The sequence below is a fragment of the Pseudonocardia spirodelae genome (assembly GCF_037727765.1).
In the GTDB taxonomy this organism is placed as follows: domain Bacteria; phylum Actinomycetota; class Actinomycetes; order Mycobacteriales; family Pseudonocardiaceae; genus Pseudonocardia; species Pseudonocardia spirodelae.
On sequence record NZ_JBBJUP010000012.1, the window covers coordinates 109277 to 123528 of the forward strand.

At 77.1% G+C, this 14252-nt stretch carries 14 protein-coding genes; 2 read left to right on the forward strand and 12 right to left on the reverse strand.

Annotated features, from left to right (window positions below):
* Nucleotides 1–18 precede the first annotated feature (18 nt).
* From WJX68_RS16010 to glpX, 3 genes are all read right to left on the reverse strand, one after another.
* Nucleotides 19–1380 carry an EAL domain-containing protein gene (locus WJX68_RS16010; protein WP_340291587.1) on the reverse strand — a complete coding sequence of 454 codons (1362 nt, stop codon included), beginning with the start codon at nt 1378–1380 and terminating at the stop codon, nt 19–21.
* 140 nt (nt 1381–1520) lie between these two features.
* Nucleotides 1521–2921, reverse strand: coding sequence for a class II fumarate hydratase (locus WJX68_RS16015; protein WP_340291589.1), 1401 nt, complete (start codon nt 2919–2921; stop codon nt 1521–1523).
* Between the two features lie 60 nt (nt 2922–2981).
* On the reverse strand, nt 2982–3968 hold the full coding sequence (glpX, locus tag WJX68_RS16020; RefSeq protein WP_340291744.1) for a class II fructose-bisphosphatase: 987 nt from the start codon (nt 3966–3968) through the stop codon (nt 2982–2984).
* Between the two features lie 195 nt (nt 3969–4163).
* Between glpX and WJX68_RS16025 the strand changes: the two genes are divergently transcribed.
* Complete coding sequence (locus tag WJX68_RS16025; RefSeq protein WP_340291591.1) at nt 4164–4955, forward strand: DUF4245 domain-containing protein; 792 nt, start codon at nt 4164–4166, stop codon at nt 4953–4955.
* Nucleotides 4956–4962: 7 nt separating this feature from the next.
* On the opposite strand, the gene WJX68_RS16030 is transcribed toward WJX68_RS16025, so the two are convergent.
* The 3 genes from WJX68_RS16030 to WJX68_RS16040 are packed head-to-tail and all read right to left on the reverse strand — an operon-like array spanning nt 4963 to nt 7102.
* Nucleotides 4963–5199 (reverse strand): exodeoxyribonuclease VII small subunit, encoded by a 237-nt coding sequence (locus WJX68_RS16030; protein WP_340291592.1) that lies wholly within the window; start codon nt 5197–5199, stop codon nt 4963–4965.
* A complete protein-coding gene (gene xseA / locus WJX68_RS16035; protein ID WP_340291594.1) occupies nt 5196–6497 on the reverse strand; it encodes an exodeoxyribonuclease VII large subunit in 1302 nt (433 codons plus the stop codon). The genes WJX68_RS16030 and xseA overlap by 4 nt, the downstream gene beginning before the upstream one ends.
* Nucleotides 6494–7102, reverse strand: a complete 609-nt coding sequence (locus tag WJX68_RS16040) for a lipid droplet-associated protein (RefSeq protein ID WP_340291596.1) — start codon at nt 7100–7102, stop codon at nt 6494–6496. The genes xseA and WJX68_RS16040 overlap by 4 nt, the downstream gene beginning before the upstream one ends.
* 108 nt (nt 7103–7210) lie before the next feature.
* Between WJX68_RS16040 and WJX68_RS16045 the strand changes: the two genes are divergently transcribed.
* On the forward strand, nt 7211–8191 hold the full coding sequence (locus WJX68_RS16045; RefSeq protein ID WP_340291598.1) for a 4-hydroxy-3-methylbut-2-enyl diphosphate reductase: 981 nt from the start codon (nt 7211–7213) through the stop codon (nt 8189–8191).
* A gap of 73 nt (nt 8192–8264) precedes the next feature.
* Here WJX68_RS16045 and WJX68_RS16050 read toward each other — a convergent pair whose 3' ends face one another.
* From WJX68_RS16050 to WJX68_RS16075, 6 genes are all read right to left on the reverse strand, one after another.
* Nucleotides 8265–8813 carry a L,D-transpeptidase gene (locus WJX68_RS16050; RefSeq protein ID WP_340291600.1) on the reverse strand — a complete coding sequence of 183 codons (549 nt, stop codon included), beginning with the start codon at nt 8811–8813 and terminating at the stop codon, nt 8265–8267.
* A 180-nt stretch (nt 8814–8993) separates the two neighbouring features.
* Complete coding sequence (locus WJX68_RS16055) at nt 8994–9899, reverse strand: DUF6542 domain-containing protein (RefSeq protein ID WP_340291603.1); 906 nt, start codon at nt 9897–9899, stop codon at nt 8994–8996.
* Nucleotides 9900–9903: 4 nt separating this feature from the next.
* Entirely contained in the window at nt 9904–11508 is a 1605-nt protein-coding gene (locus tag WJX68_RS16060; RefSeq protein WP_340291605.1) for a DNA recombination protein RmuC, read from the reverse strand.
* 90 nt (nt 11509–11598) lie between these two features.
* Entirely contained in the window at nt 11599–12096 is a 498-nt protein-coding gene (locus tag WJX68_RS16065; RefSeq protein WP_340291607.1) for a methylated-DNA--[protein]-cysteine S-methyltransferase, read from the reverse strand.
* Entirely contained in the window at nt 12093–13583 is a 1491-nt protein-coding gene (locus WJX68_RS16070) for an AlkA N-terminal domain-containing protein (protein WP_340291609.1), read from the reverse strand. Before WJX68_RS16070 ends, WJX68_RS16065 begins: the two co-directional genes overlap by 4 nt.
* A gap of 68 nt (nt 13584–13651) precedes the next feature.
* Nucleotides 13652–14128 carry a hypothetical protein gene (locus WJX68_RS16075; RefSeq protein WP_340291611.1) on the reverse strand — a complete coding sequence of 159 codons (477 nt, stop codon included), beginning with the start codon at nt 14126–14128 and terminating at the stop codon, nt 13652–13654.
* Nucleotides 14129–14252: the final 124 nt, after the last annotated feature.

Sequence of the window (14252 nt, forward strand, 5' to 3'; positions counted from 1 at the left end):
GCCGGGAGCGGCGCCCGGTCAGGCGGTGCGCGCCGGTGCGCCGGCCGTGCGCCACGCACCCGGCGCGCCGCCCCGGCCGCCGTCCGCGGGCCCGGACCCGGGGACGCGGTGCGGCCCCGAGACGGCGGGCGGCCCGGCCGGCGCGGGCGGGCCGGGGACCGGGTGCGGGCCCGGCGCGGGCGCGGTCGGCAGGATCGCCTGCCGCCACAGCTCGGCGACGGTCACCACCCCGCGGCACGTGCCGTCCGGCGCGACGACGACCAGGTCGTCGTAGCCGCGGGCGGTGTCGCCGGACAGGCTCAGCTCCAGCGCCCCGTGCAGCGGGGTGCGCTCGTCGACGGTCCGTGGCGGGTCGGCCAGCGACCCGGCGGGCTTGTCGGCCCACAGCGCGTGCCCGAACTTCCCGGCCAGCGCGAGCAGGAACCGGCTGCGGTCCAGGTAGCCGACCGGGCGGTGGGCGCGGTCCACCAGCACGACCCCGGCCGCGTCCGGGTGGGCGCCCAGCGCCTCGCGGACGGTGTCGCCCAGCGCGTCCGCGGGCAGGGTGACCGCGGCGACGGCCAGGCCCCGCACCGGAGGCCCGGCCGCCGCGGGCGGGGCGGGTGCGGCCGGTGCCACCGGCGCCGCCACCGACGCCGCCGGTGCCGCCGCCGCGGCGGGGCCGGGGGCCGGGACGGTGCGCAGCAGGGCGAGCAGCTCCGCGGGCGTCGCCGGGTCGGGCTCGGGCGCCGCCCGCGTCCCGCCCAGCAGGGGCCCCTGGGCGAAGGCGACGCCGGTCGCGTACAGGCCGGCCAGGCGGCCGCGGTCGCGGACGCCGGTCGCCGCGACGGGCGCCCCGACCGCCCGCGCCACCGCGATCACCGCGCGCACGGCGGCACCCGTACCGGCGTCGAGCACCCCGTCGGCGAGGTCCGGCTCCAGCTTGACCAGGTCGGGCCGGACGGCGGCCACGACCTCGGGGCCGAACGCGCGCCCGCCGCCGTCGAGACCGATCCGGAAGCCCCAGCGGCGCAGCTCGGCCAGCGCGGGGACCAGGTGCTCGGCCGGGGCGGCCGCCGCGATCGGCGGGCCCACCTCCAATAGCGGGGCCACCGGCCCGGACCCGCCGAGCATCCCGCGCAGCCGGGCGCGGGCGTGCAGGACGGTGTCCGCGGCCACGTCGACCTGGACCGGCACGGCGCCGCCGTGCGCGCGGGCCGACGCGACGGCCGACACCGCGGTGCCGGCGTCGAGCTCGGCGATGCGACGGGCGTCCCAGCCGCGGTCGCGGGCCTGCACGGACACCGCGTCCCAGTGCCGGCGCGGCACGACCTCCACCCCGGCGAAACGGCCGTTGCGCAGGTCGTGCACCGGGGCGTACGCGAAGCGCTGGTCCGTCATGACAACAGGTCCGTTCGAGTGGTGACAATCCACGAGCGGACACACGGTGTCACGGCGATGTAGACCGAACGGGAACCGGAAGATGAACAACGGATGGACTGACCCGGTGCGCCCGGTCGGTCACCGGGCGCACCCGGAGATCAGGAGCGCTTCACCCCGCGGGTCATCGCCAGCACGTCGAGCGCGCGGTCCAGCTCCTCCTCGGTGAGCGTCCCGTTCGCGACGTGCCCGCGCTCGATCACGACCTCGCGGATCGTCCGCCGCTCCTTCAGCGCCTGCTTCGCGACGGCCGCCGCCTCCTCGTAGCCGATCGCCGAGTTCAGCGGGGTGACGATGGAGGGGGAGGACTCGGCGTACTCGCGGGTGCGCTCCAGGTCGGCCTCCATGCCGTCGACGACCTTGTCGGCGAGCAGCCGCGACGCGTTCGCGATCAGCCGCGCGGACTCCAGCACGTTGCGCGCCATCACCGGCATCATCACGTTCAGCTCCAGGTTGCCCTGGCTGCCGGAGAACCCGACCGTCGCGTCGTTGCCCATGACCTGGGCGCAGACCATCATCGTGGCCTCGCAGATCACCGGGTTGACCTTGCCCGGCATGATCGAGCTGCCCGGCTGCAGGTCCGGCAGGTGGATCTCGGCGAGCCCGGTGCGCGGCCCCGACGACAGCCACCGCAGGTCGTTGGCGATCTTGTAGAGGCTCACCGCGACCGTGCGCAGCGCGCCGGAGGCCTCGACGAGGCCGTCCCGCGAGCCCTGCGCCTCGATGTGGTCGCTCGCCTCGGTCAGCTGCTCCAGCCCGGTGGCCTCCCGCAGCGCCGCGACGACGGCGCCGCCGAAGCCGTCGGGGGCGTTCAGCCCGGTCCCGACGGCCGTGCCCCCGATCGGGAGGACGGCGAGGCGGGGCAGCGCGTCGCGGACCCGGTCCGCGCCGTAGCCGGCCTGGCTGGCCCAGCCGCCGGCCTCCTGGCCCAGGGTGATGGGGACGGCGTCCATCAGGTGGGTGCGGCCGGCCTTGACGACCTCGGCCCAGTCCTGCGCGCGGCGGCGCAGCGCGGCCTCCAGGTGCTCCAGCGCGGGCACGACCTCGGTGGCCAGCGCCTCGGTGGCGGCGAGGTGGATGGTCGTCGGGAACACGTCGTTGGAGGACTGCGAGGCGTTGACGTGGTCGTTCGGGTGCACGTCGACACCCGCCCGCGACGCCAGCGAGGCGATCACCTCGTTGGCGTTCATGTTCGACGACGTGCCCGAGCCGGTCTGGAAGACGTCCACCGGGAAGTGGTCGTCGTGGCGGCCCTCGGCGACCTCGTCGGCGGCGGCGGCGACGGCCCGCGCCGTGTCGGCATCGAGGACGCCCAGCTCGCCGTTGACCCGGGCGGCGGCGGCCTTGACCAGCCCCAGCGCGCGGATCTGGGCGCGCTCCAGGCCGCGCCCGGAGATCGGGAAGTTCTCCACCGCGCGCTGGGTCTGGGCCCGCCACAGCGCGTCGGCGGGGACCCGGACCTCGCCCATGGTGTCGTGCTCGATGCGGAAGTCCTCGCTCATGCCCGCCGATCCTGCTCCTCCGGACGGCGCGGTGCCGCCCGGAGTGAGCAGGGGATCAGCTCACGGCAGCGGCGGGGCCTCGCCCTCGACGCCGTCGAAGTCGACGGAGGAGAACTCGCGCAGCTTGGTGAGGCGGTGGTAGCCGTCGATCAGCCGCACGGTGCCGGACTTCGAGCGCATCACGATCGACTGGGTCGTCGCGCCGCCGCCGCGGTAGTGCACGCCGCGCAGCAGCGAGCCGTCGGTGATGCCGGTGGCGCAGAAGAAGACGTTCTCGCCCGTGACCAGCTCGGCGGTGGTGAGGACCTGGTCGAGGTCGTGCCCGGCGGCGACGGCCTTGGCGCGCTCCTCGTCGTCCTTGGGCCAGAGCCGGCCCTGGATCTCCCCGCCCATGCACTTCAGCGCGGCCGCGGTGATGATCCCCTCCGGGGTGCCGCCGACGCCGTAGAGCATGTCGACGCCCGAGGTGGGCCGGGCCGCGGCGATCGCGCCGGCGACGTCGCCGTCGGAGATGAAGGCGATCCGGGCGCCGGCCTCGCGGATCTCGGCGACGATCTGCTCGTGGCGCGGGCGGTCCAGCACGCAGACGGTGACGTCGGCGACGTCGATCTCCTTGGCGCGCGCGACCCGGCGGATGTTCTCCGCGACCGGGGCGGTGATGTCGATGACGTCCGCGGCCTCCGGGCCGACGGCGATCTTCTCCATGTAGAACACGGCCGACGGGTCGAACATCGCGTCGCGCTCGGCGACGGCGAGCACGGCCAGCGCGTTCGGCATGCCCTTGGCCATCAGGGTGGTGCCGTCGATCGGGTCCACGGCGACGTCGCAGAACGGGCCCTCGCCGTTGCCGACCTCCTCGCCGTTGAACAGCATCGGCGCCTCGTCCTTCTCGCCCTCGCCGATGACGACGACACCGCGCATCGACACCGAGGAGATGAGCTGGCGCATGGCGTCGACGGCGGCGCCGTCACCGCCGTTCTTGTCGCCCTTGCCGACCCAGCGGCCCGCGGCCATCGCCGCGGCCTCGGTGACCCGGACCAGCTCCATCGCCAGGTTGCGGTCGGGGGCCTCGCGCCGGCGGGCGGGGGCAGGACTGGCGGGCTGGCTCACGGATACGTCTCCATTCACGGGCGTCTCGTCGGCGACGTCCCCCGACGGGGGCGGGCGCGCTCCGATACTCGCACGTGGGAGGCCGGGGGAGCAGTGATGAGCGACCGACGCCATGCCTGGGACGATGGTGGCGTGAGCGCACGACCTGACCCCGCAACGCCGTCGCAGGAGCCCGAGGGGCCCGCCGGCGGGGCCGCTCCCGAGCCGGCCGGACCGGCCGCGGAGGGCACGGCGGCCGCCGCCGGCACGGGGGAGCAGCCCGCCCGCCGGCCGGTGCCGCCGCCGGTGACCCGGCGGATCCCCGAGGCGGGGCCGCGGGCGATGCAGAAGCCGGGCCGCGGCGACACCTCGGTGCGCGACCTGATCTGGGCCTGCCTGATCCTGGTCCCGATCGCGCTGCTGATCTTCTCCGTCGGCGGGTCGTGCTCGTTCTCCCCCGGCGCCCCCGCCGAGGACGCCGCGTCCGGGCCCACGGTCGACGCGCCGGCCCGGATCGCCGAGTACGCGCGCGGCTCGTCGTTCCCGCTGCGGCTGCCCGACGTGGCGTTCCGGGTGAACTCCACCGACCGCGGCCCGGTCGAGGGCGGCGGCACCGCGGTGCGGATCGGCTACGTCACCCCGGACGCGGACTTCCTCAGCCTGGTCCAGACCGACGGCACCGCCGAGGGCGTGCTCGCCACCGAGTCCGGTGCGGCCGGGCGCGGCGACGGCCCGCCCACGATGCGCGGCACCGAGCAGGCGGGCGGCCTGACCTGGGAGGTCTACGGCGCCGAGGGCGGGGAGCCGTTCCGGATCGCGACGCTGCCCGGGGCGCAGCCGGTACGGGTGCTGGTCACCGGCTCCGGGTCCGACGAGCAGTTCCGCGCGCTCGCCGACGCCCTCGCCGCCGCCCGCCCGATCCCGCCCGGGACGCCCGGCGGCTGAGCGCGGCTCAGGAGCGGCCGTCGGCGTCGCCGTCGGGGTCGGCCGCGGCCAGCCGGTCCTCGATGCGGGTGCGGGCCCCGGCGAGCTGGTCCTCGCAGCGCTGCGCCAGTGCCTCGCCCCGCTCCCACAGCGCGACCGACTCGTCGAGGCCCAGGCCGCCGACCTCCAGGGCGCGCACGACCTCGACGAGCTCGTCGCGGGCCTGCTCGTAGCCGAGGGTCTCCACGGCGGGACGCTCGCTCATCGGGCCTTCTCCTCGGTGTCGTCGGTGCCGTCGCTGTCGTCGGTGCCGTGCGCGCCGCCGGTGGCCCCGGCCGGCGGGGGAGCCGCGGTGACCGTCGCGGCGACGGCGCCGTCGGCCACCCGGATGCGCAGCGCGGTGCCCGCGGGTGCGTCGGCGACCGAGCGCAGCAGCGCGGGGACCTCGCCGTCGGTGCCGGGCAGCTGCACGATCGCGTACCCGCGGGCCAGCGTCGCGGCCGGCCCGAGCGCGGACAGCCGCGCGGTCAGGTGCTCCAGCTCCGACGACGACCGGTCCAGCCTGCGCAGCACGGCGCGCCGCGCGGCGGCCCGCGTGTCGGCGAGCTCGCCCTCGCGGAAGGTCACCGTCCGCAGCGGGTCGGCGAGCACGGGGCGGCGGCGCAGGTCGTCGAGCCGGTGCTGCTCGCGGTCGACCCAGCCGCGCAGCGCCCGGCGCGCACGCCCGCGTAGCCCGGCGATGCGGTCGGTCTCCTCGGCCAGGTCGGGCACCAGGCTGCGCCCGGCCTCGGTGGGGGTGGAGCAGCGGACGTCGGCGACGTGGTCGACCAGCGGGGAGTCCGGCTCGTGCCCGATCGCCGAGACGACCGGCGTCCGGCAGGCGGCGACGGCGCGGCAGAGCGTCTCGTCGGAGAACGGCAGCAGGTCCTCGACGCTGCCGCCGCCGCGGGCGAGGACGATGACCTCGACGTGCGGGTCGCGGTCGAGCGCCCGCAGCGCGCCGACGACCTGCTCCACGGCGAGCCCGCCCTGCACCGCGACGTTCTCGATCCGGAACCGGACGGCGGGCCAGCGCGCCGTCGCGTTGCGCACGACGTCGTGCTCGGCGGCCGAGTCGCGCCCGGTGACCAGGCCGATGGTGTGCGGGAGCAGCGGCGGGCGCCGCTTGAGCGCGGGGTCGAACAGCCCCTCGGCGGCGAGCAGCCGGCGCAGCCGCTCGATCCGCGCCAGGAGCTCGCCGAGCCCGACCGCGCGGATCCGGTCGACGCGCAGCGACAGCGTGCCGCGGCCCAGGTAGAACGACGGCCTGCCGTGCACGATCACCCGGCTGCCCTCGGTGACGGCCGCTCCCGCGTCACGCACCAGCGACGACGGCGCCGTCAGCTGCAGCGACACGTCCGCGGCCGGGTCGCGCAGCGTCAGGAACGCCGTCCCGGTGCGGGCGTTGACCTGCGCGAGCTGGCCCTCGACCCACACCGCGCCGAGCCGGTCGACCCACTCGGCGATCTTGCGGGCGACCGTGCGGACCGGCCACGGCTCCTCCTCGGAGGTCGCGCCGCTCACCGCTTCTCGGACACCGTCGCGATCCGGTTCGTCAGCATCGTGACGTAGGCCGGGCGGTTCTCGTGCGCGGTCTCCCAGGCGAGCAGGTCGGCGAGGTCGTCGAGGCTCAGCGTGCGGAGCTTGCCGCGCAGCTGGGGCACCGTCATCGTCGGGTACTCCGGTACGGCGGTGGGCGCGGCCGCGGCGGCCTCCGCCCGGTTCGACGCCGACGCCGGCCGCTCCGGCCGCTCGATCGGGATGCCGGTGCGGGCCGGGCGCAGCGCGGACACGGTGCCGCTGCCGTTGCGCCCGCCACCGGGGGCGGGCGGCAGCGGCGGGGCGATCGGCTCCGGGTCGGGCAGCGACAGGTCGGCGCCGTCGGCCAGGTCGTCGTCGAAGGTCGCCCAGCTCGGGACGTCGTCGGCGGGCCGCAGCGTGCCCAGCGCCCGGTCCCCCTTGATCGCCAGCTCGGTGATCCGCTGCTGCAGGCGCATCGACACCTGCAGGGCCTGGCTGACCGCGGTCACCGGCAGCTCGACGGCGTGCCGGGGGAGCTCGCGGGCCTGCTCGACGGCCGTCACGACCAGGCCGGCGGCGATCCGCACGGGGAACGGCAGGGTGGACATGGCGTCATTCTCCCCGGCCGGCGCACTCGTGTCGCGCCGGGCACGCCGTCGCGGTCGGGCCGGTCACGTACCGCTGCCCGCCGACGAGCCGGTCCGTACCCTGGAGGCATGTCCGGTTCTGCCAAGCAGGTCCTGCTCGCCAAGCCCCGCGGCTACTGCGCGGGCGTCGACCGCGCCGTCGAGGCGGTGGAGCAGGCACTCGACCAGTACGGCGCCCCGGTGTACGTCCGCAAGGAGATCGTGCACAACAAGCACGTCGTGGAGACGCTGCGCGAACGCGGCGCGATCTTCGTCGAGGAGGCCTCGGAGGTGCCGGAGGGCGCGCACGTCGTGTTCTCCGCGCACGGCGTCTCGCCCGCGGTGCGCGAGGAGGCGAAGGGCCGGCAGCTGCAGACGATCGACGCGACCTGCCCGCTGGTGACCAAGGTCCACCAGGAGGCGAAGCGCTTCGCCCGCGAGGAGTACGACATCCTGCTCGTCGGCCACGCCGGGCACGAGGAGGTCGAGGGCACCTCCGGCGAGGCGCCCGAGCACATCCAGCTCGTCGAGTCCGCCGCCGACGTCGACTCGGTCACCGTCCGCGACCCGGACAAGGTCGTGTGGCTGTCGCAGACCACGCTGAGCGTCGACGAGACGATGGACACCGTCCGCGCGCTGAGGGAGCGGTTCCCGAACCTGCAGAACCCTCCGTCGGACGACATCTGCTACGCCACCCAGAACCGTCAGGTCGCGGTCAAGACGATGGCCCCGCGCTGCGACCTCGTGCTCGTCGTCGGCTCGCGGAACTCCTCGAACTCGGTGCGGCTGGTCGAGGTGGCCCTCGGCGCGGGCGCCGGCGCGTCGTACCTGATCGACTACGCCAAGGAGATCGACGAGGCCTGGCTCGACGGCGTGACGACCGTCGGCGTCACCAGCGGCGCGTCGGTGCCGGAGGTGCTGGTGCAGGGCGTCGTCGCGCACCTCGCCGAGCGCGGCTTCGGCTCCGTCGAGGAGGTCGACACCGCCGAGGAGACGCTGACGTTCTCGCTGCCCCGCGAGCTGCGCCCGCCGCGCGGCCGCACCGCGCTGGACCTCACGCCGCTGAGCTGAGCCCCCCGCGCGACGGCCCCGTACGAAGAACGGCCCCGGACCAGCAGGTCCGGGGCCGTCGTCGTGGATCGGGTCAGGCGCCGCCGCGGTCGGCGTGGACCTGCTGCGCCGAGACGACCTGCACCTGGTCGCCGATCTCCAGCGCGTTGAACCAGGTGATCGCGTTCTCGCGGGTCAGCCGGACGCAGCCGGCCGACGGGGTGTCGGTGCGGCCCTCGTGGAAGGCGATGCCGCCGTCCTGGAAGAACACCGACCACGGCATCGGGGCGGGCTCGCCATTGGTCATCGTGTACTCGCCGCTCTGGTGGAGCTGCTCCTTGCGGTAGACGCGCAGGGAGTGCCCGACCGGGGTCTCCTTGCCCGGCCCGCCGGTCGCGACGGGCACCGGCCCGTGGCTGACCGCGCCGTTCTCGAACAGCCAGGACCGCTTCGTGTCGAGGTCGACGCAGGCGCTCGCGGTGATCGTGCACGGGGTGCCCGGCACGAGCGGCTGGTCACGGAAGGCCTGCGCCGCGGGCGTCGTGGCCAGCGCGGTGCCGACGCCGATCAGGGCGACGGCCACGGTCACCAGCGCGACGACGATCGCGGGGCGCGACCTGCGGGAGCTGCGGGTGGTCGACATGGGTGTCCAGTTCCTCCGGCGTGGGTCGGGGAGCGGCGGGGTCACGCCTGGCCCCGATCAGATGACGCCCGGAGCGGGCGGCAGGTTGCTCCCATTGTCCGATCCGTCGCACGGAGTTCCGTCTGCGGGGTACGCGCCGTGCGTCCACCTGCGCGGACGCCACCCGGGACGGGGCGGGGGTCAGCGGGGGTCGCGGCGTGTCCGCCCGGTGCCGCCCCCGCGTGTCGTCCCGCGCGAGGACGGCGGGTCCGTGCGCGACCCGCCGGACCGACCCGAGCCGGTGCCGCCCGAGCGCCCCGTGGAACCGGTCCGTGCGGAGCCGCGGGAGGTGTCGCCGTCGCGGCGGGCCGTGCCGGTCGAGGCCGACCGGGCCGAGCCGGTGCGGGTGGAACCGGTGCGGGCGGTTCCGGTCGTCCGGGAACCGGTCGCCGTGCCGGAGCGCGCCGAGCCGGGACGGGCCGTGCCGGTCGTGGTGGCGGCGGTGGCGGTGCCCGTCGTGCGGGAGCGGGACGCCGTGGCGGCCCCGCGGCCGGGTGCGCCCCGCGGGCCGTCCGGGTCGTGCCCGCCCGGGTCGAGGCCCAGCCGGGCGCGCAGCCGGCCGACCGCGTCGTCGGGGCCGAGGCGCTGGCGCAGCAGGCGGAACCCCGCGACGAGCAGCACGACCACGGTGGTCACGGCCATCGCCGGGAACGCGTTGATCAGCGGGGCACCGGCCATCAGCACGCTCTGCGCGGTCCCGCCGCCCGACGGTGCGCCGATCAGGACCGCGACCAGCGGCACGAGCACGGCCAGCAGCAGCGGCGGCTGCACGGCGGGCAGGAAGATCCCGCGCCGGCGCACCCAGGACACGGCGAGCACGCAGCCCAGCAGGTAGGCGATCTCGAAGACCCGGCCGACCGTCCCGATCCGGACGAGGTCGGCGAACACGCCGATCGCGGTGGTGCCCACGGCGAGCCCGGTCGCGGCGAGCGGCGGGACCCCGAGGACCGGCGGGATCAGGGAGCGCTCGCGCACCGGCCAGCCGCCGCGGGCGGGGCGGCCGGACCGGCCGGGCCGGCGTGCCGAGCTCGAGCGGTCCGTCGTCACCCGGTCAGCCTAACCGCTCCCGCCACGGCGCCCCGTCCGCGTCCGCGGGACGCGCCTCGCCGTCGCCGAACGTGCCGGACGGTGCGCCGTCGGGTCGTCCACCGCCGGATCGGGTGCCGTCGGTGCGGCGGCGGTCCTCCTCGGCGGCGCGGCCGAGGTCCTCCAGCGACACGAGCGCCTCCCCGGCCGACGCGACGAGCTCGGGGGCGGAGACCCCCCGCGGGGTGCGGTCGACGGTGGCGGGGGCGGTGAGCTCGGCGCCGGACACCTGCAGCTCGGTGAACTTCCGCGCGCTGACCAGGACCCGGGCCTCCAGCGAGGACACCGTGCGGTTGTAGCTGTCGACGACCGCGTCGAGGCTGCGGCCGAGCTTGGCGACGTGGGTGCCCATCGTCGCGAGCCGGCCGTGCAGCTCGCGGCCGAGGCGGTGCACCTGCGCGGCGTTGTGGGCCAGCGCCTCCTGCTTCCACCCGTAGGCGACGGTGCGCAGCAGCGCGACCAGCGTCGTCGGCGTGGCGAGCACGACGTTGCGGCCGAACGCGTGCTCCAGCAGCCCGGGGTCGGCGCGCAGCGCCGCCTCCAGGAACGGGTCGCCGGGCACGAACAGCACCACGAACTCCGGCGTCGGCTCGAACGCGGCCCAGTACGACTTGGCCGCGAGCTGGTCGACGTGGGTGCGCAGCTGGCGGGCGTGCGCGGCGAGCCGCTCGGTGTGCACGTCGGGGTCGGACGCCTCGACGGCCTGCAGGTACGCGGCGAAGGGCACCTTCGCGTCGACGACGACCTGCTTGCCCCCCGACAGGCGCACCAGCATGTCCGGGCGGACCCCGCCGTCCTCCCCGGCGGCGGAGACCTGGGTGGAGAAGTCGCAGTGCTCCAGCATCCCGGCCATCTCCGCGACCCGCTGCAGCTGCATCTCGCCCCACCGGCCGCGCACCTGCGGGGCCCGCAGCGCGTTGACCAGCGCCCTGGTCTCGGTACCGAGGCGGTCGGAGCTCGCGGCCATCGCCCGGACCTGCTCGCGCAGCCCGGCGTAGGCCGACTCGCGCTCCTTCTCCACCGACCGCAGCTGGCCCTCGACCCGGCCCAGCGCGGCCGCGACCGGGTCGAGCAGCTGCTCGACGGCCTTCGCCCGCGCCGACCGGTCACCGTCGGCCCGCGCCGACAGCGCCGCGGTCGCCTCCTTGAGCCGGCTCTCGGCGAGCGCGACGAAGGCCTCGTTGTTGCGGGCCAGCGCGTCCTGCGACAGGGCGGCGAAGGAGTCCTTCAGCTCGGCCTCCCGCCGCACGGTCACCGCCTCGGCCTCGGCGCGCGCCGCGCGCTCGGCGCGCAGCGCGGCCGTGGCGCCGGCGGCGTCGGACTCGGCCCGGCGGGCGCGGTTCGTCGCCTCGTCCAGCGCCTCGTGCATGTCCTCGACGCGCTCCAGCAGCGCCGTGCGCTCGGCGCGCAGGCCGGCCGCGTCCGCCCGGGTGGTCGCGGCGGTGTTCGCCGCCGCGCGGGCGGCCTCGGCGGCCTCCGCGCGGAACCGGGAGCCCGCGAGGGCCCAGGTGACGGCGGCGGCGACCGCCGCACCGAGCAGCGACCCGACGAGCAGGCTGAGGACGTCCACCCCCGCAGCGTGCACCGCGCCCCCGACAGTTCCGCGTTCCCGCTGTCCACGGGCGTGTCCGCGGGCCGGGCACCGTCGCGGGCCGGGGCGTCAGACCGACTCGTGGTCGAGCAGCCACCGCTTCACGGCGAGCCCGTAGCGGAACCCGCCCAGCGAGCCGTCGCTGCGCAGCACCCGGTGGCACGGCACGAACAGCGCCGCCGCGTTGTGCGCGCAGGCACCCGCCGCGGCCCGTACGGCGGCCGGGCGGCCGGTCTTCTCCGCGTAGCCGGTGTAGGTGACCGGCGCCCCGGCCGGGACCGTGCGCAGCACGTCCCAGGCCAGCTCGCGGTAGGGGCCCGAGCGCTGGCGGACGGGCACGTCGTCGATCACGGACAGCTCGCCGTCGTGGTAGCGGTCGATCGCCTCGCCGACCGGGCCGAGGTCGCCCTCGCGGACATCGGCCGGGGCCAGCGAGCGGTGGACCAGGCCCAGCAGCTCGTCGACCGAGGCGGTCCAGCCGGAGGCGAGGACGTGGCCGTCGTCGGCGACGACGGCGGTGAACGGCCCGGCCGGGGTGTCCCGGGTGGCCCAGACTGCGGTGCTCATGCGCTCCTCCCGGAGGCGGTGGGGGCGGACACGGCGGCCCGCCACAGGTGGGTGGCGGCGTAGGACCGCCAGGGGGCCCAGGCACGGCCGCGCGCGGTGAGCGCGGCCTCGTCGCCGGGCAGGCCGAGCGCCTCGGCCCCGCGGCGCACCGCGAGGTCGGACGTCAGCAGCTCGTCGGGGTCGCCGAGGACCCGCACGGCCAGGTAGCCGGCGCTCCACGGCCCGATCCCGGGCAGCGCGCGCAGCTCCGCACGCAGCCCGGCCGGGTCCCGTCCGGGGTCCAGCGTCAGCTCCCCGGACGCCAGCGCGGCGCACAGCCCGCGCAGCGCCGACGCGCGCCGCCGCGGCCCGGCGACCGTCACCTCCGCCAGCACGGCCGGCTCGGGGAACAGCAGGGCCGGCCCGTCGTCCTCGCGCAGCTCGGCGGGCAGCGGCGTGCCGTGCCCGGCGGCCAGCCGGGCCGCCGCGGTGCGGGCCGCCGCGACCGAGACCTGCTGGCCCAGCACCGTGCGCACCGCGGTCTCGGCGGGGTCGGCGCTGCCGGCCAGCCGCACCCCGGGGGTGGCGGCGACCAGCGGCGCCAGCGCCGGGTCGGCGCCCAGCACGGCGTCGACGGCGAGCGGGTCGGCGTCGAGGTCGAGCAGCCGGCGCAGCCGGGCCACCGCGGGCCCGACGTCCCGCGGGTCCGACGCGCGCAGCGTCGCGACGACCGCGCCGGGCCGGGCCGTCAGGTCCAGGGCCACCGACGCGGGCCCGTGCGGCAGCCGCAGCGTGCGCCGGTAGGTGCCGCCCTCGACGCTCTCGACCCCCGGCACGGCCCGGGCCGCGAGGTGGTCGAGCAGGCCGTGCGGGTCGAACGGCGCCCGGTGGGGCAGGCGCAGCACGAGGGCGCCGGGCGGGCCCGCGGGGCGCCCGCGGTCGCGGCGGGCGGCCTCGGAGCGCAGCTGCGACGGCGGCACCCCGTAGACGGCGCGGACGGTGTCGTTGAACTGGCGGACGCTGCCGAACCCGGCGGCGAACGCGACGTCGGCCAGCCCGAGCGGGGTGGTCTCGACGAGGATCCGGGCGGTGTGGGCGCGCTGCGCGCGGGCCAGCGCGAGCGGCCCGGCACCGAGCTCGGCGGTGAGGATGCGCCCGAGCTGGCGCGTGGAGTAGCCGAGCCGCGACGCGAGCCCCGGCACCCCCTCGCGCTCGACGACGCCGTCGGCGATCAGGCGCATGGCCCGCCCGGCGGCGTCGGCGCGCAGGTTCCACTCCGGCGAACCGGGGACGGCGTCGGGCAGGCACCGGCGGCAGGCCCGGTAGCCGGCGGTCTGGGCGGCGGCCGCGGTGCGCAGGAACTCGACGTTGCGCGAGCGCGGCGGCGGCACCGGGCAGGACGGCCTGCAGTAGATGCCGGTGGTGCGCACGGCCGTGACGAACTGGCCGTCGAACCGCGCGTCCTTGGCGGCGACGGCGCGGTAGCAGGTGTCGTGGTCGAGCAGCACGACACCGACGATGCCAGCCCGGACCGCGCGTCACTGGCGGGAATCGGTCACCGGTGTCGGGGTCGCGGTCAGGGGCAGAGCGAGCCCGACATCCATCCCTGGGCGCAGGCGTAGCGGATCTTCTCCTCGCGCGGCGCGTCCTCGTCCGGGACGCCCGGCGGGCGCTCGTGCGTCTCCTCCGGTTCCCTGGCGGGCTGCTCGGCCCGCGGCGGGTCGGCCGGCTCCGGCGCGGTCGTGCCGGCCGAGCCGGACCCGCCGCCCGTCCCCGGGCCGGCGGAGGTGTCGTCGCCGCTGTCGCCGCCGCTGTCGCCGCCGGTGTCCGCGGACCCCGAGCCGGTGTGCGCGGACACCGGGGCCCGGGCGGGCGGCGGCGCGAGCGGTGCGGGCGGCGGCGGCGTCGCGGGCGCGGGCGCCGCCGGGGGTGCCGGCGGCAGGGCGGGCCCGGCGGGCGCGGCCGCCGTCAGCGACACCGCGGACACGGTGCCCGCGGTGGTCAGGACCGCGACCCCCGCGGTCAGCAGGGCGTGCATTCCGGGCAGGCGCACGACGTCCCCCTCGGTCTCGTGACCGCCGGAGCTCGGCCCGGACGGGTGCGGTGCACGGCTGTCCGGGTGAGCCGAGCCGATCGACGATCGCTCTACGTCACCTGTGCGGCGTACGGCGGAGTAT